Origin of the sequence: Synechococcus sp. RSCCF101 (assembly GCF_008807075.1) — a bacterium.
Lineage (GTDB): Bacteria > Cyanobacteriota > Cyanobacteriia > PCC-6307 > Cyanobiaceae > RSCCF101.
In genome coordinates this window covers 2,755,281-2,772,791 of record NZ_CP035632.1, presented here as the reverse complement: position 1 = coordinate 2,772,791, position 17,511 = coordinate 2,755,281, and the positions used below count along the sequence as shown (strand labels likewise).

The 17,511-nt window shown below is 71.5% G+C and carries 13 protein-coding genes; 2 read left to right on the top strand and 11 right to left on the bottom strand.

All coding sequences use genetic code 11. From position 1 onward, the window contains the following. Positions 1 to 113: 113 nt before the first annotated feature. Positions 114 to 332 carry a CP12 domain-containing protein gene (locus EVJ50_RS13355; RefSeq protein WP_150885055.1) on the top strand — a complete coding sequence of 73 codons (219 nt, stop codon included), beginning with the start codon at positions 114 to 116 and terminating at the stop codon, positions 330 to 332. A gap of 562 nt (positions 333 to 894) precedes the next feature. Here the strand turns inward: EVJ50_RS13355 and EVJ50_RS13350 are convergent. Both EVJ50_RS13350 and cgtA read right to left on the bottom strand, forming a co-directional pair. After that, complete coding sequence (locus EVJ50_RS13350; protein WP_150884523.1) at positions 895 to 1,077, bottom strand: hypothetical protein; 183 nt, start codon at positions 1,075 to 1,077, stop codon at positions 895 to 897. A 71-nt stretch (positions 1,078 to 1,148) separates the two neighbouring features. After that, positions 1,149 to 2,144, bottom strand: a complete 996-nt coding sequence (gene cgtA / locus EVJ50_RS13345; RefSeq protein ID WP_150884522.1) for an Obg family GTPase CgtA — start codon at positions 2,142 to 2,144, stop codon at positions 1,149 to 1,151. Positions 2,145 to 2,200: 56 nt separating this feature from the next. Between cgtA and EVJ50_RS13340 the strand changes: the two genes are divergently transcribed. Next, on the top strand, positions 2,201 to 3,433 hold the full coding sequence (locus tag EVJ50_RS13340) for an ABC transporter ATP-binding protein (protein WP_150884521.1): 1,233 nt from the start codon (positions 2,201 to 2,203) through the stop codon (positions 3,431 to 3,433). 14 nt (positions 3,434 to 3,447) lie between these two features. Here EVJ50_RS13340 and EVJ50_RS13335 read toward each other — a convergent pair whose 3' ends face one another. Genes EVJ50_RS13335 through hypF form a run of 9 tightly spaced genes read right to left on the bottom strand, consistent with a single transcriptional unit; the run spans position 3,448 to position 17,511 of the window. Then, a complete protein-coding gene (locus EVJ50_RS13335) occupies positions 3,448 to 5,829 on the bottom strand; it encodes an endonuclease MutS2 (RefSeq protein WP_150885053.1) in 2,382 nt (793 codons plus the stop codon). A gap of 56 nt (positions 5,830 to 5,885) precedes the next feature. Next, positions 5,886 to 6,896, bottom strand: coding sequence for a porphobilinogen synthase (gene hemB / locus EVJ50_RS13330; protein WP_150884520.1), 1,011 nt, complete (start codon positions 6,894 to 6,896; stop codon positions 5,886 to 5,888). A gap of 34 nt (positions 6,897 to 6,930) precedes the next feature. Further along, positions 6,931 to 7,890, bottom strand: a complete 960-nt coding sequence (locus EVJ50_RS13325; RefSeq protein ID WP_150884519.1) for a DnaJ C-terminal domain-containing protein — start codon at positions 7,888 to 7,890, stop codon at positions 6,931 to 6,933. A 48-nt stretch (positions 7,891 to 7,938) separates the two neighbouring features. Then, a complete protein-coding gene (gene hypE / locus EVJ50_RS13320) occupies positions 7,939 to 8,940 on the bottom strand; it encodes a hydrogenase expression/formation protein HypE (RefSeq protein ID WP_150884518.1) in 1,002 nt (333 codons plus the stop codon). After that, entirely contained in the window at positions 8,937 to 10,076 is a 1,140-nt protein-coding gene (hypD, locus tag EVJ50_RS13315; protein ID WP_150884517.1) for a hydrogenase formation protein HypD, read from the bottom strand. The genes hypE and hypD overlap by 4 nt, the downstream gene beginning before the upstream one ends. Then, positions 10,073 to 11,134 carry a dihydroorotate dehydrogenase-like protein gene (locus tag EVJ50_RS13310; protein WP_150884516.1) on the bottom strand — a complete coding sequence of 354 codons (1,062 nt, stop codon included), beginning with the start codon at positions 11,132 to 11,134 and terminating at the stop codon, positions 10,073 to 10,075. The genes hypD and EVJ50_RS13310 overlap by 4 nt, the downstream gene beginning before the upstream one ends. Next, on the bottom strand, positions 11,131 to 14,841 hold the full coding sequence (nifJ, locus tag EVJ50_RS13305; protein WP_150884515.1) for a pyruvate:ferredoxin (flavodoxin) oxidoreductase: 3,711 nt from the start codon (positions 14,839 to 14,841) through the stop codon (positions 11,131 to 11,133). Before nifJ ends, EVJ50_RS13310 begins: the two co-directional genes overlap by 4 nt. Beyond that, entirely contained in the window at positions 14,838 to 15,008 is a 171-nt protein-coding gene (locus tag EVJ50_RS13300; protein ID WP_255452566.1) for a HypC/HybG/HupF family hydrogenase formation chaperone, read from the bottom strand. Before EVJ50_RS13300 ends, nifJ begins: the two co-directional genes overlap by 4 nt. Beyond that, a complete protein-coding gene (gene hypF / locus EVJ50_RS13295) occupies positions 14,989 to 17,511 on the bottom strand; it encodes a carbamoyltransferase HypF (RefSeq protein WP_225322956.1) in 2,523 nt (840 codons plus the stop codon). Before hypF ends, EVJ50_RS13300 begins: the two co-directional genes overlap by 20 nt.

Genomic DNA, 17,511 nt, shown 5'->3' with positions numbered 1-17,511 from the left:
TTGTGCTTCTTTCCTGATCCTCGGCATCAGCTGATGATGCGGGCGTTCCGCCGATGGAGGACTGCCCGTAAGGTGGAACAGACATGGAGCGGCAGGACACGCCGGCCTTTCTCATGAAATCCATCGACGAGCACATCCAGAAGGATCAGAGCGAGATCCAGCAGGCACGCGCCGAAGGCAATACCGGCAAAGTCCGCCACCTTGAGGAGGAACTGCAATCCCTCAAGGAGTACAAGGACCACCATCCCGGTGACCAGCACGATCCCACCTCGCTGGAAATGTATTGCGACACCAACCCTGAAGCGCCGGAGTGCAGGGTCTACGACGACTGAAACAGTCCTGCAGCCCGGCTGAAGCCGGGCGTTTCTGTATCACCGCGGGCAGCATGGTTTTCGAGGGCTGCTCCAGGAGAGAATGAGCTGATCTGTCGCCTCCAGGCCGAATTGGATCACCTGGATTGAGACGACGTCGTCACAATCCACGCGTCTGGGTTGCTTAGCAAGCGGATCCATCAGCCCTCAATGCATCAGTCTGTATCCGATGAAACGGATACCACCGATTGCATGACTGGTGAACCGAAGTACTTGGGACCGGCAGCCCGACAGATCACTCACCTGTTTCAAGGTGCTTCAACGAAACAGAAAAAAAGGGAGCTTCAACCAAGCAGGAATAAAAGATAACCTCCTCACACCACCACTGCATCTCATCGCTGGCGGCGCTTCGGGGCTGCCGCGGAGATCCCTGGCGGGTGAAGAGAAGCCAACCAGCGAAAGCCTGTTCTCAAGCGCATGTCTCCGCCCCCTTCCGGCGTCACCCACCACTTGTTGCGGCGAAATTGTTGCGGCGAAACCCACCACCTGACGGGGTCTTCAGGCTCCCCGCCGATGAGCGAGATCAGACGTCCTCGTTGAATCCGGCGGGTGTGTCCGTCAGGCGGCAGGTGACCGACTCCTCTTCGCGCAGCGGCGCGACCTTGGCGATGGGGCGACCCATGGCCCGGAGCTGATTGATCTCCTCTCGTGTCTGGCAGCGGGCGATCACCCGACCATCCTTGTGGTAAGCGGTGTAGAAGGTCATGGTGGACAGACCTGGCGTAACCCCGTTATGGCCATGGATGCAATCGGCCACAAGCCGCTGTAACCAAGCCCTCACCGTTGCTCGGCCAGCGCCTCCCAGACCGAGGCGGTCAGCGCCTGAAGGCCCTGCCCGGTGACCGCAGCGATGGGCAACACCGCCCGTCCGGATGCGGCTGACAACAGATCACAACGCCGGCGGCACTCCTCCTCATCGATCAGGTCGCACTTGCTGAGCACCAGCAGCCTTGGCCGCTCAGCCAGTCCGTGGCCGTAGGCCTCCAGCTCCTGCAGCACCACCCGGTGGTCCTGCTCCACCGATTCAGCCGAGGCATCCACCAGATGCAGCAGCAATCGGGTGCGTTCGATGTGGCGCAGGAACGCATGGCCGAGGCCCGCCCCCTGCGAGGCCCCGGCGATCAGGCCGGGGATGTCGGCGAAGACGGTGCCATCGCCACTGGGCCGGCGCACCACACCGAGATTGGGCACCAGCGTGCTGAAGGGGTAGGCGGCGATCCGGGGACGCGCCGCCGACAGCACGCTGATCAGGCTGCTTTTGCCGGCGTTGGGCAGACCGATGATGCCCACCTCCGCCAGCAGCTTCAGTTCCAGCTGCAGCGGCAGGCACTCGCCCTCGACTCCCTCGGTGCAACGCTCGGGAGCCCGGTTGCGATTGCTCAGATAGTGGGCATTGCCCCAGCCGCCGCGGCCGCCGCTCGCCACCCGCAGCCGATCGCCGGCGGCGGTCAGGTCACCCAGCAGTTCACCGTTGTCCGCATGGCGCACCTCGGTGCCGCAGGGAACGGTGATCAGGCGATCCTCGCCGCCGGCGCCGGTGCAGCGGTTGGGCCCGCCGCGGCGGCCATCGCCGGCCTTGAACTCCCGCTGGTAGCGGAAATCCAGCAGCGTCTGGAGGTTGGCATCGGCCTGCAGCCACACGTCGCCGCCTTTCCCGCCATTCCCGCCGGCCGGCCCTCCGGCGGGCACGTACTTCTCGCGGCGGAACGCCACGATGCCGTCCCCACCGCGGCCGGCACGCACGTTGATCGTGGCCTGATCGATGAACTGCAAGGCCGGGTGGGGCAGCCGATCCACAACCCTAGGATCGGCGTCACCGCAGTCAGACCTTGGCCGAGGTCCGCTTCGAGCAGGTCAGCAAGAGCTTCCCCGGCCGCGGCGGTGGCGAGCCGGTGCAGGTTCTCGATCGGGTGGATCTCACGGTTCCCGACGGCGAGTTCCTCGTGCTGGTGGGGCCCTCCGGTTGCGGCAAGAGCACCCTGCTGCGGTTGCTCGCCGGACTCGATGAACCCACAGGCGGGGAGATCCTGCTCGACGGCCAGCCCATCAGTCGGCGCCCGCCGGCCCGGCGCGATGTGGCGATGGTGTTCCAGAGCTACGCGCTCTATCCCCACCTGAGCGTGGAGGACAACATCGGCTTCGGGCTGAGGCGGCGGCAGAAGCGCGGACCGCGTGAGGTGCTGGTCGACCAGCTGCACCGCTGGTCACGCCGCTGGCCCCGGGCGATGCGGGTGCGATCCCTCCGCGAGGAGCGCGTCGAACGGCGGGTGGCCGAGGTGGCCGAACTGCTGGAACTGGACGCGGTGCGGCAGCGACGGCCCAAAGAGCTTTCCGGCGGTCAGAAGCAGCGGGTGGCTCTGGGTCGGGCCATCGCCCGGGAGCCGTCGGTGTTTCTGATGGATGAACCCCTGAGCAACCTCGACGCCAAGCTTCGCTCCGGCACCCGGGCCCAGATCGTGGGCCTGCAGCGCAGCCTCGGCACCACCACGATCTACGTGACTCACGACCAGGTGGAGGCGATGACCATGGGCCATCGCATCGCCGTGCTCAACCAGGGGCGGCTGCAACAGCTCGGTACCCCGATGGAGCTCTACCGCTGGCCCTCGAACCTGTTCGTGGCGCAGTTCATCGGCAGCCCGCCGATGAACCTCCTGCCGGTGCAGGTGGCCGCCGGCGGCACGCTGCTGCTGGGAGAGCGGCGTTTCCCGATCGATGGCGTGCTCGAGGCGGCGGTGGAGGGCCGGGTGGGTGCATGCCTCACCGCTGGCCTGCGGCCGGAGGATCTGAGCGTGGCCCCGGCCACCAACCGCAACCTGCCGGCGGATGTGGTGCACTGCGAGGCCCTGGGCAATGAGCAGATCGTCAGCGCCCGACTTCTGGATGGGGACCATCTGGTGCATGTTCGTGCGCCCGCCAGTCCGGAGCTGGCGATCGGCCAGCGGCTGCATCTCGAGGTGAATGCCGCCGGCTGGCGCCTGTTCGAAGCCGACGGCGAAGCGATTGCCATTCCCCGCCCGCAGGCGGCCTCATCCGAGCCGGTGCTGCCCAGCTTCACGACCTGAATCCGGCCGGTGCCTCAGCGCGGCCAGATCACGCTGCAGCCGGTGCCGCCATCGCCGGGTTCCGCATCGCTGACCCTCTCGACGTAGGGAACGGTGTCGAGCCAGGAGCGGAGGCCGCGCTTGAGGCGTCCGGTGCCGATGCCGTGGATGACCCAGAGCGGTCCGCGGGCATGGCGCAGCTGCTCCTCCACCATCGCCTCCGCCTCGTGCACCCGCAGGCCGCGGACATCGATGGTGTTGGCGGCAGTGCGCACCTGAGGTCCGGCTCCGGTCGCCGGCAGGCGGTGACGCACCTGCACCGCCGCTGCCGGTGGATCGGGAGGAGCCGGGCGGCGGCCATCGAGGGCCTCGATCGCGCTCAGCTCCACCGTCATCCGCATCACACCGCAGCGCACCACCAGCTGGCGTCCTCCCTCCACCAGTTCCAGCACCTCGGCCGCCTTACCGAGGGAGAGCACCCGCACCCGCTCGCCGGGCACAGGCCGCCAGCCGCTGTGGTCGCGCCGTTCCGGGTGGGGCCTGTGCTGCTGCTGGAGGCGCTTGAGCCGCTGGCCGGCCTGGCGGGCCTGCTCTCCATCCGGAGTTCCCTCCCGCAGGCGCCGGATGATGCGGCGCACCTCCTTCTGGCCGGAGCGGATCGAATCCTCCAGCTGACGGCGCCCCTCCTGCTGCTGCTCGGCGGTGCGGTGCTGCTGCCGGCGCCAGCCCTCCATCAGCTCCTCATGCAGCAGCTCGGCGCGCATCAGCAGCGCCGCGGCCTCCTCCGCCGCTTCCTGCTGGCGCTGCCGCTGGTCCTCCAGGCCGGCGATCACCGCGTTGACCTCTCCCACGGCCGCCGGAGCCAGCAGCTCCCCGGCCGCATCCACCACAGCGGAGTCCAGGCCGAGGCGGGCGGCGATGGCGAGCGCATTGCTGCGGCCGGGGATGCCCCATTGCAGGTGATAGGTGGGCGAGAGGGTGTCGTCGTCAAAGGCAACGGAGGCGTTCTCGAAGCGCTCGTCGTTGTACTTGAGCGCCTTGAGCTCACCGAAATGGGTGGTGGCGATCGTGAGGCGGGCCGCGCCGGCGAGGTGGCGCAGCAGGGCGGTGGCCAGGGCGGCCCCCTCCGAGGGATCGGTGCCGGCTCCCACCTCGTCGAGCAGCACGAGGGCCGGTGCGGTCGAAGCGGCCAGGGCGGCCAGGATGCGACTGATGCGGCGGATGTGGCCGCTGAAGGTGGAGAGGTTCTGCTGCAGCGACTGCTCATCGCCGATGTCCGCCAGCACCTGGGCACACCAGGGCAGGCTGGCGGTGCCGTGGCAGGGCAGGAACAGGCCGGCGCGGGCCATCAGCGCCACCAGACCCACACTCTTGAGGGTCACGGTCTTGCCGCCGGTGTTGGGGCCGGTGATCGCCACCACCCGGATCGCGGCCGACACCTGCAGATCGACCGGCACCACCGGCGCACCCCCCTGGCGGCGCTGCTGCCAGAGCAGCAGCGGATGGCGCAGACCGCGCAGCTGGAACGGCGCCTGCGGATCGGACTCCAGCACCGGCGGCACACCGCCGATCCACTGGCTGTAGCAGGCCCGGGCCGTGCCCGCATCCAGCTGCTCCAGCACATCCTGCAGCCGGCGCAGAGCCGGCACGTGCGTGGCCACCAGGCCACTGAGCTGACGCAGCAGCTTCTGTTCCTCCTCCCGCTCCCGGCTCTCCAGATCGCGGATGCGGTTGCCCAGGGGAACGAGGGCCTGGGGTTCGATGAAGACGGTCTGACCGGAGGCCGAGCTGTCGTGCACCAGGCCCGCCAGCTGGGACTGGGCTCCGGCCTTGACCGCGAGCACGGGCCGGCCGCGGCGCTCGCTGATCACCGTGTCCTGCAGGATCGAGGCATGGCGCCGCATCACCTCCTGCAGCCGCTGGCGGCGCTGCTCACGGCTGGCCTCCAGCTGCAGCCGCACGGCGGCGAGATCCGGGCTGGCCCGATCGGCCAGGCGCCCTCCCTCCTCCAGGCAGAAGCGCAGCCGCTGTTCCAGCTCCGGCAGGGAGGCCACCGGCTCCACCAGGGCGCTGCAGACCGGCCGCAGCTCCGGATCGAGAATCTGCCGCCGCAGCCGGCGCCCCGCGCCCAGGGTTCCGGCCAGGGCCAGCAGGTCCTCACCCTGAGCCGTGCCCTCCTTCTCGCAGTGATCGAGCAGGGGGGTGAGCGTCACCACCCCGTCGAAGCTGAGACCTCCCTCCAGCAGACCATCGAGGGCGAGCAGCTCACGGGTCTCCGAGAGACGGGCCTGGCTGGCCTCCAGGCTGCCGGGGAGCTGCAGATGCAGGCAGCGATCGCGTCCGGCAGCGGTGCCGGCGAAATGGGCGAGGTGCTCGAGCAGGCGGGGCCACTCCAGCAGGGCCAGCGCCTCCTCCATCACCGCCGCGGCCTCAGCGCCGGCGGTCGGCGGGGGGCTGAGACAGGCCGCGCCGCTCACGCCCCGCCGGGCTCGCGCAACCAGGTGGCCGCATCGCAGGCGTGGTAGGTGAGGATCAGATCCGCACCCGCCCGCTTGAAGCAGAGCAGGGTCTCCAGCACCACGGCCTTCTCGTCGATCCAGCCGCGCTCGGCCGCCGCCTTGACCATGGCGTATTCGCCACTCACGTTGTAAGCCGCGATCGGCTGCTCGCTCTCCTGGCGCAGCCGATGGATCACATCGAGATAGGCCAGGCCGGGCTTGACCATGAGGATGTCGGCACCCTCCTGCTCATCGAGCAGAGCTTCGGTCAGGGCCTCCCGCGCATTGGCCGGATCCATCTGATACGTGCTCTTGTCCTCCGGGATCGGCTTGGAGGCATCCGTGCGGGGGGCGGAATCGAGCGCCTCGCGGAAGGGGCCGTAGTAGGCGGAGGCGTACTTGGCGGCGTAGCTGATGATGCCCACGTGCTCGAAGCCGTGCTCATCGAGCGCCTCGCGGATGGCCCCCACACGGCCGTCCATCATGTCGCTGGGACCGATCAGATCGGCTCCGGCGCGGGCCTGGGCCACCGCCTGCCGGCAGAGGATCTCCACTGTCTCGTCGTTGAGCACCACGCCCTCGGAACTGACGATGCCGTCATGGCCGTCGCAGGAATAGGGGTCGAGGGCCACGTCGGTCATGATCGTCATGCCCGGGTGGGACTCGCGCAGCCGGCGTATGGCGCGCGGGATCAGGCCGCCCTCGTTGAAGCACTCGGCTCCGTCCTCACTCTTGAGGCCATCGGCGACTTTGGGGAAGAGCACCACGCAGCGGATGCCCAGATCCCAGGCCCGCTGCACCTCACCGATCAGGCCATCCAGGCTCCAGCGGACAGCGCCGGGCATGGCACCGATCGGCTCGTTGTCGGTCCCCTCGTGCACGAACAGGGGATAAATGAAATCGGCCGGCCGCACATGGCACTCCCGCACCATCTCACGCAGGGCAGGGGTGCGCCGCAGACGGCGGGGGCGGTAGGTGAGCTCCATCGAGGGCCGTGTCCTGGGGCGATCCTAGGCAGCGTCAGAGCGCGGCCTGGCGCACCCAGTCGGCCCGCAGGTCCTCCCGGCGGGCCTCCCGCAGCTCCCTGAGCAGCTGGCGCTCCCGCTCGCTGATCGAGCGCGGGGTCTCCAGCCGCAGGCTCAGGAGCAGATCACCGCGACCCTTGGGCGAGGGCCAGCCCTTGCCCTTGACCCGCAGCACCGCACCGGGGCGGGTGGCCGGCGGCACCGTGATCGTGGCGGGGCCATCGGGGGTGGCCACCGACACGTCTCCGCCCAGCACCAGCTCATCGACGCTCACCGGCAGTTCGGCCCGGAGCTGCTGATCCGTCACCCGCCAGATGGGGTGGGGCTCGAGGCGGATCAGCAGGTAGAGGTCGCCGCGCCGGTCGCGGCTCGGCTGCAGATTGCCCTTGCCCTTGAGGCGCAGACGGGTGCCGTCCTGGACGCCGGCGGGGATGCGCACCTGCACGCGCTCATCGTTGACCGAGAGGGTCCGCTCGCAGCCGCGGAAGGCATCCCGCAGCGACAGGGACAGGGTGGCCTCCGCATCGAGGGACACCCCGCCCCGCCCGCCGGCGGGACCGCCGAAGCCGCCGCTGCGGGGGAAACCGCTGCCGAAGCCGAAGCCGCCCGGTGCGGCTCCGCCGCCGCCGAAGCGACCGAGCAGGTCGTTGATGAAATCGTCGAAGCTGCCGTAGCGGCCGAAATCCACATCCACGCCAGCGGGCCCGGCGCCGCCGCCCACCTGGTTCCAGTACTGGCCGAACTGCTCGTAGCGGCGGCGCTTGTCGGGATCGGAGAGCACCTCATAGGCCTCGCTGATCTCCTTGAAGCGGGCCTCGGCCGAGGCATCGCCCGGATTCACATCGGGGTGGTACTGGCGCGCCAGCTTGCGGAAGGCCCGCTTGATCGTGTCGGCATCGGCGCCGCGATCCACGCCCAGCACCTTGAAGTAATCGCGGTAGTCGCCTGCCGCCATGGAGACCCTGCCCGATTCCGAACCGCCGGACCAGTCTCCCAGCTGGGCTCAGCAGATGCGGGGCAGCAGTTCGCCGCTCACCGGTGGCAGGCAGCGCTGGGTGCCGTAGGGCGTGCGCAGCACCACATCCGGCACCGGGCCGGCCTCAGCGGGCCGGCCCACCTCACCGATGCACACCCCGCCCTCGGGTCCGAGCACGGCCATGGCCGCCTCCAGCTGGTCCGGGGCCACCACCAGCAGAAAGCGACCTTCGTTGGCCAGCTGCAGGGGGTCGAGGCCGAGCAGATCGCAGACCCGCTCCACGGCCGGATGGAGCGGCAGGGCACCCTCCTCGATCCGGAAGGGGCAGCCGCTGTCCTCCGCCAGTTCCTGCAGCACCGCCGCCAGGCCGCCCCTGGTGAGATCCCGCAGGAGGTGGGGATGCACCCCGGCCTGCAGCAGCCGTTCCACGGCGGGCCAGAGGGGCGCGCAGTCGCTGGCCACCGGTGGCTCAAGCTCCAGGCCGTGGCGGATGGCCAGGATCGCCAGGCCATGGCGGCCCAGGTCACCGCTCACCACAAGCCGGTCACCCGGGCGGATCGAGCCCGGGCCGATCGGCCGCGAGGCCTCCACCTGCCCCACGCCGCTGGTGGTGATGAACAGGCCATCGCCCTTGCCCCGCTCCACCACCTTGGTGTCGCCGGTGCGGATCACAACGCCGCACTCCCGGGCGGCTGCGGCCATCGACGCCACGATCCGCCGCAGCTGGGCCAGGGGCAGCCCTTCCTCCAGCACCATCGCCACGCTGAGGTGCAGGGGTCGGGCACCGGCCATGGCCAGGTCGTTGGCCGTGCCGGTCACCGCCAGCCGGCCGATGTCGCCACCGGGGAACTCCAGCGGCTGCACCACGTAGCCATCGGTGGTGAAGGCCAGCCGCCCCCCGGGCGGTTCGATGGTGGCCGCGTCGTGAAGGGGAGACCCGCCGCCGTGGAGGGGACGGAACTCCTCGGCGATCAGCTGCCGCATCAGCTGTCCACCGCCGCCATGGGCGAGGCGGATGCACTCGCTCATCCGCAGCGGGCGGGGATCCCGGCACCGCGGTAGCGGTGGTAGGCCGCGCAGGCCCCCTCGGACGACACCATCGGCGCACCGAGGGGATGCTCGGGGCGACAGCGGCCACCGAAGGCCGGGCAGTCGCTCGGCAGGGCACGACCCTGCAGGATGCGGCCGCTGATGCAGGGGTTGTCCTCCGGGGCGGCGGCTGTCGGCCCCGGCGGATCCAGCAGCGGAAACGCATCGAAGCGGCGGTAGTCCTCCCGCAGGGCCAGGGCACCACCGGTGATGGTCCCCAGCCCCCGCCAGGGCGCCGACACCGGCTCGAACACCGCCTCCATGGCGGAGCGCGCCTGCGGGTTGCCGTCGGGCCGCACCACGGCGCCATAGGCGTTGCGGACCCCGCAGCCACCCTCCTCCAGCAGCCGCACGCAGGTGACCACCCCCTGCATCAGCTCCTCGGGCTGGAAGCCGGTCACCACCACCGGCAGCCGATGCCGCTCGGCCAGGGCCTGCAGCTCACCGAGCCCCATCACCGCCGCCACGTGGCCGGCGGCGAGGAAGCCGTCGATGGCGCAGTCCGGCTCCGAGAGCACCGCCTCCATCGCCGGCACCACCCGCACGTGCGAGGCGAGCACCCGCAGGTTCTCGATCCCCTGCCGCCGGGCCTGCAGCAGGGCCACGGCGGTGGCCGGAGCCGTGGTCTCGAAGCCCACGGCCAGGAACACCACCAGCCGGTCGGGATGGCGCCGGGCCAGGCTCAGCGCCTCCAGCGGCGAGGTGAGCAGGCGCACATCGCCGCCCGTTGCCCGCAGCCCCAGCAGGTCCGCACCACCGACCGGATCGCTGCCCGGCACCCGCAGCATGTCGCCATAGGAGGCCAGGATCACCTCCGGCCGCCGGGCCAGGGCCAGGGCGGCATCCACCGTGGCGGCCGGGGTGACGCAGACCGGGCAGCCGGGCCCGTGGATCAGCCGCATGCCAGAGGGCAGCAGCTGATCGAGCCCCCAGCGCACGATGGCGTGGGTCTGGCCCCCGCAGACCTCCATCAGGGTCCAGGGACGACTGGCGAGGTCCTCCAGCTCAGCGGCGAGGGCATTGACGCGCGTGGGCGGCGCATCGGCCGCCACGGGGGATCCGGTGAGGAGAGTCATGCGTGGGGGCCGGCGTGCAGGCTGTGCAGGGCGCGCACGTACTGGGCCCGCTCGAAGGCACTGGGTTCGGGGCAGCGACGCTGGCTCATGCAGCCGATCAGGGAGCGGGCGGAGGCGTACTCGTGCTGGTGCAGCCAGTCGCTCAGCTCGCGGCGCAGCAGGCTGAGGCGGGCCGGGCCGTGGCGGAGCAGGGCACCCACCACCTGGGTGACGCTGGCCCCCGCCATCAGCAGCCGCACCACATCGGCGCCCCGCTGCACGCCGCCGCTGGCGGCCAGGTCCATTGGCACACGACCATGGAGCAGGGCGATCCAGCGCAGCGGCAGCCGCAGCTCATGGCTGTTGCTGAGAATCAGATTCGGGCGGATCTCCAGCGTCTCGATGTCGATGTCCGGCTGGTAGAAGCGGTTGAACAGCACCAGGGCATCCGCGCCGGCCTCGGCCAGGCGCCGGGCCAGGGCACTGAGATTGGTGTAGTAGGGGCCCAGCTTCACGGCGAGCGGCAGGCGGGTGTCCCGGCGCACGTCGGCCACCAGCGACACCAGCTCCTGCTCAATCGCCTCGGAGGAAAGGCCTGGGTCGGTGGGCACGCTGTAGACGTTGAGCTCGAGCGCCGAGGCTCCGGCCGCCTCGATCCGCCGGGCCGTGTGGACCCAGCTGCCGGGGTGAAGGCCGTTGAGGCTGGCGATCACGGGGATGCTCAGCCGCCGCCGGGCCTCCTCCACATCGCGCAGGTAGAGGTCCTCGCCGCCGTGCACGGCCGACTCCTCCGGCAGGTAGCTGAGGGCCTCGGCATAGCTCTCGGCCCCCTGCATCCAGTGGCTGTGCAGCATCATCTGCTCGCGCTCGATCTCCTCCTGGAAGAGGGAGTGGAGCACCACCGCACCGGCACCGGCGGCCTCCAGGGCCGGCAGGGCCTCGGGGCTCTCGCTCAGGGGTGCCGCCGCGCCCACCACCAGCGGATTGGCCAGCCGGAGGCCGAGGTACTCGACCGAGAGGTCCGGCCCGAAGGCATCGTGCTGCTGTGGGCCGGCGGGCCCGGGCGTGGTGGTGGTCATGGCTGCTCCTCCCGGGCGGGACGGGTGTCGGCGGCGGGGCGGCTGTCCCCCGGCTGGGCGCTGTCGGCCAGGGCCCGGTAGAGGGCCATGCGGCGGGCGTGGTTCCGCTCGGCCTGCTGCACCAGCGCCCGGGCCCGCTCGGGCTGGGAGAAGCGCAGCATGCGGAAGCGGTTCTCACCCTCCATCGAGGCCGCCAGGCCGCGGGGGTTGGAGCGGCTGTCGATCTGCAGCGGGCTCTCGCCCCGCTCCAGCCGGCGCGGGTCGTAGCGGTAGAGCAGCCAGCGGCCCGAATCCACGGCCGATTTCTGGTGCGCCAGGCCCTGGGTCATGTCGATGCCGTGGGCGATGCAGTGGCTGTAGGCCAGGATCAGCGAGGGACCCGGGTAGCTCTCGGCCTCGAGGAAGGCGCGCAGGGTGTGCTCATCGCGGGCCCCCATCGCCACGCTGGCCACATAGACGTGGCCGTAGGTCATGGCCATCAGCCCCAGATCCTTCTTGGGCATGGCCTTGCCGCCGGCGGCGAACTTGGCCACCGCTCCCAGCGGCGTGGCCTTGGACATCTGCCCGCCGGTGTTGGAGTACACCTCGGTGTCGAGCACGAGCACATTCACGTCACGGCCGGAGGCCAGCACGTGATCGAGGCCGCCGTAGCCGATGTCGTAGGCCCAGCCGTCGCCGCCGATCAGCCAGACGCTGCGGCGCAGCAGGCCATCGCAGCAGTCGAGCAGCCGCTCCGCCTGCCGGCGCGACTCCCGCTGCTCCGGTCCGGCGGCGGCGATCAGCGCCCGCAGGCGATCGCGCAGCTCCTCGACCCGCTGGCGCTGCTCGGCCAGGCCCGCCTCACTCGACTGATCCGCCCGCACCAGGGCCTCCCTCAGCTGCAGCGGCAACGCCTCGCCGAGGGCCTCGAGCAGGTTGAGGGCCGTGCTGCGGCGCTGATCCAGCGCCACGCGCATGCCGAAGCCGAACTCGGCGTTGTCCTCGAACAGGGAGTTGCTCCAGGCCGGTCCCTGGCCGGCCGCATTGGCCGCCCAGGGAGTGGTGGGAAGGTTGCCGCCGTAGATCGAGGAACAGCCGGTTGCATTGGCCACCAGCATCCGATCGCCGAAGAGCTGGGTGGCGAGCTTGATGTAGGGGGTTTCGCCGCAGCCGGCACAGGCTCCGGAGAACTCGAACAGGGGCTGCTGCTGCTGCTGCTGACCGATGCGGTGCAGATCGAGCGAGCGCCGGTCGCGCTCCGGCAGGCCGAGGAAGAAGTCCCAGCTGGCGCGGCCGGAGGCCCGCAACGGACGCTGCTCCTCCATGTTCAGCGCCTTGCGCCGCGGCTCCTGCCGGTCGCGCACCGGGCAGACCTCCACGCAGAGGTGGCAGCCGGTGCAGTCCTCCACCGCCACCTGGATCGTGAAGCGCTGCTCGCGGGGGGCGGGCGGGCGGGCCGGGGCGTGGCGGAAGCCGGCGGGGGCGTCCTGCAGCGCAGCGGGCTCCACGGTCTTGGCGCGGATCACGGCGTGGGGGCAGACCATCAGGCACTTGCCGCACTGCACGCACAGGTCCTCATCCCAGACGGGAACCTCCTCGGCGATGTTGCGCTTCTCCCAGCGGGAGGTGCCCACCGGCCAGGTGCCGTCGCAGGGGAGGGCGCTGACCGGCAGGTTGTCGCCCCGGCGCTGCAGCATCGGGCCGATCACATCGCGCACGAAGGGGGGCGCAGCGGCCAGGCGCTCGGACAGGGGCGGATCCGCGTCCTCAGGGTCGGCATCGGCACCCGCCGCATCGCGCTCGAGCCGATCGCGCTCACAGGCCAGGGGATCCAGCGGCAGCAGATGGTCGAGGGCCGCCTCCAGGGCCTGCAGGTTGCGGGTCACCACGGCCTCACCCTTGCGGCCATAGACCTTGCGGATGGAGGCACGGATGCGCTCGATCGCCTCCTCCCGCGGCAGCACGCCGCTCACGGCGAAGAAGCCGGCCTGCATCACGGTGTTGATGTGGCGTCCCATGCCGGCCTCGCGCGCCACCCGGGAGGCATCGATGACCCAGACCGTGAGCCCCAGCTCCAGGATCCGCACACGCAGGTCCGCCGGCATGCGCCGCCAGCTCTCCTCGATGCCGTAGGGGCTGTTGAGCAGCAGGGTGCCGCCGCGGCCCAGGCCGTCCAGCACATCGAAGCGCTCAAGGAACTCCCACTGGTGGCAGGCCACCAGGGTGGGGTTCTGGATCAGGTAGGCCGAGCGGATCGGTCTGGGCCCGAAGCGAAGATGGGAGACGGTGACCGAGCCCGATTTCTTCGAGTCGTAGACGAAGTACCCCTGGGCATGGAGCGGGGTGCTCTCGCCGATGATCTTGATGCTGCTCTTGTTGGCGCCCACCGTGCCGTCGGAGCCGAGGCCGTAGAACACGGCCCGCACCTCGTCGTCGGGCTCGATGCGGAAGCCGTCGTCGACGGCGATCGAGGTGCCGCTCACATCGTCCTCGATGCCGACGGTGAACCCGCCCCGGCCGCCGGCGGCGAGGTGGTCGAACACCGCCTTCACCATCGCGGGGGTGAACTCCTTGGAGGAGAGGCCGTAGCGGCCGCCGATCACCCGCGGCATCGGGCGGCCCGGATGGCCGCTGCTCCAGTGCTCGCTCAGAGCCGCCAGCAGATCGAGGCAGAGGGGTTCGGCCGGGGCGCCGGGGTCCTTGCAGCGGTCGAGCACGGCCAGCTGCCGCACCGAGGCGGGCAGGGCGTCCACCAGAGCCGAGCCATCGAAGGGCCGGAACAGACGCACCTTGAGCACACCCACCGCCTCACCGGCGGCCGTGAGGGCATCGACGGTCTCGTGGGCGGTCTCGCAGCCGGAGCCCATCAGCACCAGCACCCGCTCGGCCTCGGGCGACCCCACGTACTCGTAGGGCGCGTAGCGGCGTCCGGTGAGGGAGGCGAACCGGGCCATCGCCCCGGCCACCAGCTCCGGTGCGCGCCGGTAGAAGGGATTCACCGACTCGCGGGCCTGGAAGTACACATCCGGGTTCTGGCTGGTGCCGCGGATCACGGGGCGATCCGGCGTCAGCCGCCGCTCATGCAGCTCCCGCAGCGCGTCCTCCGGGATCAGCTCGCGCAGGGTGGCGTCATCGATCGGCTGCACCTTCTGGATCTCATGGGAGGTGCGGAAGCCGTCGAAGACGTGCAGGAAGGGCAGCCGGCTGCGAACGCTGACGCTGGTGGCGATGGCCGCCAGATCGGCGGCCTCCTGCACCGAGGCGGACACCAGAACGCCCCAGCCGGTGCCGCGGGTGGCCATCACATCGCTGTGGTCCCCGAAGATCGAGAGTCCCTGGGCCGCAAGCGACCGGGCCGCCACGTGCAGCACGGAAGGGGTGAGCTCGCCGGCGATCTTGTAGAGGTTCGGCACCATCAGCAGCAGCCCCTGGGAGGCGGTGAAGCTGGTGGTGAGGGCCCCGGCCTGCAGGGCGCCGTGGATGGTGCCGGCGGCGCCGGCCTCGCTCTGCAGCTCCACCACCCCGGGCGACTGGCCCCAGAGGTTGGGCCGGCCGGCACTGGCCCAGCTGTCGGCCCATTCGCCCATCGGCGAGGCGGGGGTGATCGGGTAGATGGCGATCACCTCGCTGAGGCGATAGGCCACCCGCGCCACGGCCTCGTTGCCGTCCACGGTGATCGGCTGGAGCGCGGTGGTGTCCGCCGAAGGCCTTGGGACTGTGGAGGTCATGGGGCCGGGTCCTCCTCAACGATGCTCAGAGCCACGCCCACGTGCACGAGCACGGCATCACCGATGCGGGCCTGGGGCAGGCAGGCCAGGCTCACCGGCTGCCGCACGCCGCCGAAATCCACCTGGGCCCGGCGCCAGAGATCGGCATCAGCCTCTGCGGCCGCCACCCCCTCCGGGGGCGAGATCTCGATCGAGACGATGCGACCGGGGGTGGCCAGGCACATGGGACGCGCTGGGGCCTGAACGGGGCTCTACAGGGGTCATAGCCAGATCGCCCGCCAGCGCCCAGAGCTGGCCGAGCGCCAGGCCGCCGTCACCGGCCGGGAGGGCCTCAGCCCAGTGGGGAACAGCCTTCCGGGCGGTGAGGACCTGCTGGCATTCCTCCACCAGCAGCCGGTTCTGAAAGCAACCGCCGGCCAGCAGCACCGGCCGGGGCCGCCCGGCCGCAGGCTCCGCCGCGGCCCCATCGCAGGGCCCGGCGGCCTCCACCAGATCCGCCAGACCGCGGGCCAGATCGCGGTGAAACGCCCAGGCCAGCGCATCGCGGGCGGGCGAGGGCTGATCGGGCGCCATCCCCGCTGCGGCCAGGGGCGCGAGGCGGTCCAGCAGCGCCCCGAGCCAGGGACGCCAGTCGAGCAGGACCCGGCCGCCCTCCCGCCGCACGGGCATCGCCGCGAGCGCGGGGCAGCCGCTGGCTCCCGATCGCAGCGAAGCCGGCCGGTGCCGCTCGGCGGCGGCCTGGAGCGCCAGGGCGGACTCCCCCTCGAAGCTGTTGCGACGGCTCAGCTGCAGCAGGGCCGCCACACCATCGAACAGGCGGCCGAGGCTGCTGGTGAGTGGCGCGTTCAGCCCTCGCTCGAGCGAGCGGAGCAGCAGGGCCACATCCGGCTCCGGCAGGGCCAGCAGCCGGCCCGCCGCCGCCGGCGAGGGAACGGCACCCAGCACCTGGAGCAGCCCGAGCGCGACCCGCGGCGGCTCCCGGTGGGCCTGTTCACCACCCGGCAGGGGGAAGGGCAGCAGCTGGCCGCGGCGCCGCCAGCCGGAGCGGCTGATGTGCAGCAGTTCACCGCCCCAGAGCGGCGAACCGGCCCCGGGCCCGAAGCCCAGACCGTCGCAGCAGAGGGCCGCCAGCGGCAGGGGCAGACCGTGCTCGGCGGCCACCGCCAGGGCATGGGCCAGGTGGTGCGGCACCGGCAGCAGACGGGCCACGGCCTCCTGCTGCTGCAGCTGGCGGGCCAGGGCATGGCTGAGGTAGCCGGGGTGGGCATCGCAGGCGAGATCCACGGCGCCGGCCTGCTGGGCCAGGGCAGCCCGCACCCCCGCACCGAGGCGCTGCAGCGCGCGGGGATCAGCCGCATCACCCATGTGGGGCGCGGGCCAGACCCTCCCCTCCAGAGCCAGTGCCGGGGCCAGCTTGAGATCGCCGCCCAGGGCGATGAGCGGACGCTGCTCCGGCAGGGCCAGTTCCAGCGGCCGGGGGGCATGGCCGCGGGCACGGCGCAGCAGGCTGGGCCGGCCGGCGATCACCTGCACCAGGGAGTCGTCCAGGGGCCGGGCGATGGGCCGGTTGTGCACCAAAAAGCCATCGGCCACCTGCTGCAGGCGTTCCAGCGCTTCGGCCGGATCGATGGCCAGCTGCTCGCCCGAGCGGTTGCCGCTGGTGGCCACCAGCGGCCCGGCGAAGGCCTCCGCCAGCAGCAGGTGCAGGCCGGAGGCGGGCAGCATCACGCCCAGGCAGGGCGAGCCCGGCGCCACGCCGCCTGCGATGGAGGCGTCGCCGGCCCGGTCGCGGCGACGCAGCAGCACGATCGGAGCCTGGGGGCTGTGCAGCAGCCGGCGCTCCTCGGGCCCGATGCAACAGAGCGGCTCGATCGCTCCCGGATCGGCCACCAGCAGGGCCAGGGGTTTGGCGGGCCTGCGCTTGCGGCGGCGCAGCCGGGCCACGGCGGCCTCCGATCCCGCATCCACCAGCAGCTGGAAGCCGCCCACCCCCTGCAGCGCCACGATGCCGCCACGCCGCAGCAGGGCGACGGCCCCATCGATCGGATCACCGGGCAGCGGCTGCCCACTGCGGTCCAGGTGCCTCAGACGCGGGCCGCAGCGCTGGCAGCCGATGGTCTCGGCGTGGAAGCGGCGATCGGCGGGATCGTGGAATTCACGCCGGCAGTCCTCGCAGAGGGGAAAGGCGGCGAGGGTGGTGTGGGCCCGGGCGTAGGGCTCGGCGGTGGCGATCGAGTAGCGGGGCCCGCAGCAGCTGCAGCTGATGAAGGGATAGCGGTGGCGGCGGCTGGCGGGATCGGCCAGCTCGGCGCGGCAGGCCGGACAGGGCGCCAGATCGGGCACCAGGGCCGGGGCGATCAGCCCGGCGCCCAGGGGCCGGGCCGCGGACGCGCCGATGTGCACGCCGGTGGGGCCGTCGGCACGGGGCGGCAGCCAGCGCGGCTGCAGCCGCTCCAGCCGGGCCGGGCCGGGCAGCTCACGGCCGAGGCGATGCAGAAAGCGCTGCAGGGCCCGGCGCTCGCCCTGCAGATCCACCCGCACCGAGCCGGCGACGTTCTCCACCTCCCCCGCCAGGGCGAGCTGGCTGGCCAGCCGATGCACGAACGGCCGGAAGCCCACACCCTGCACGGTGCCGCGGCAGTGCAGCAGCAGGCGAGCGGGCCGGGGCAC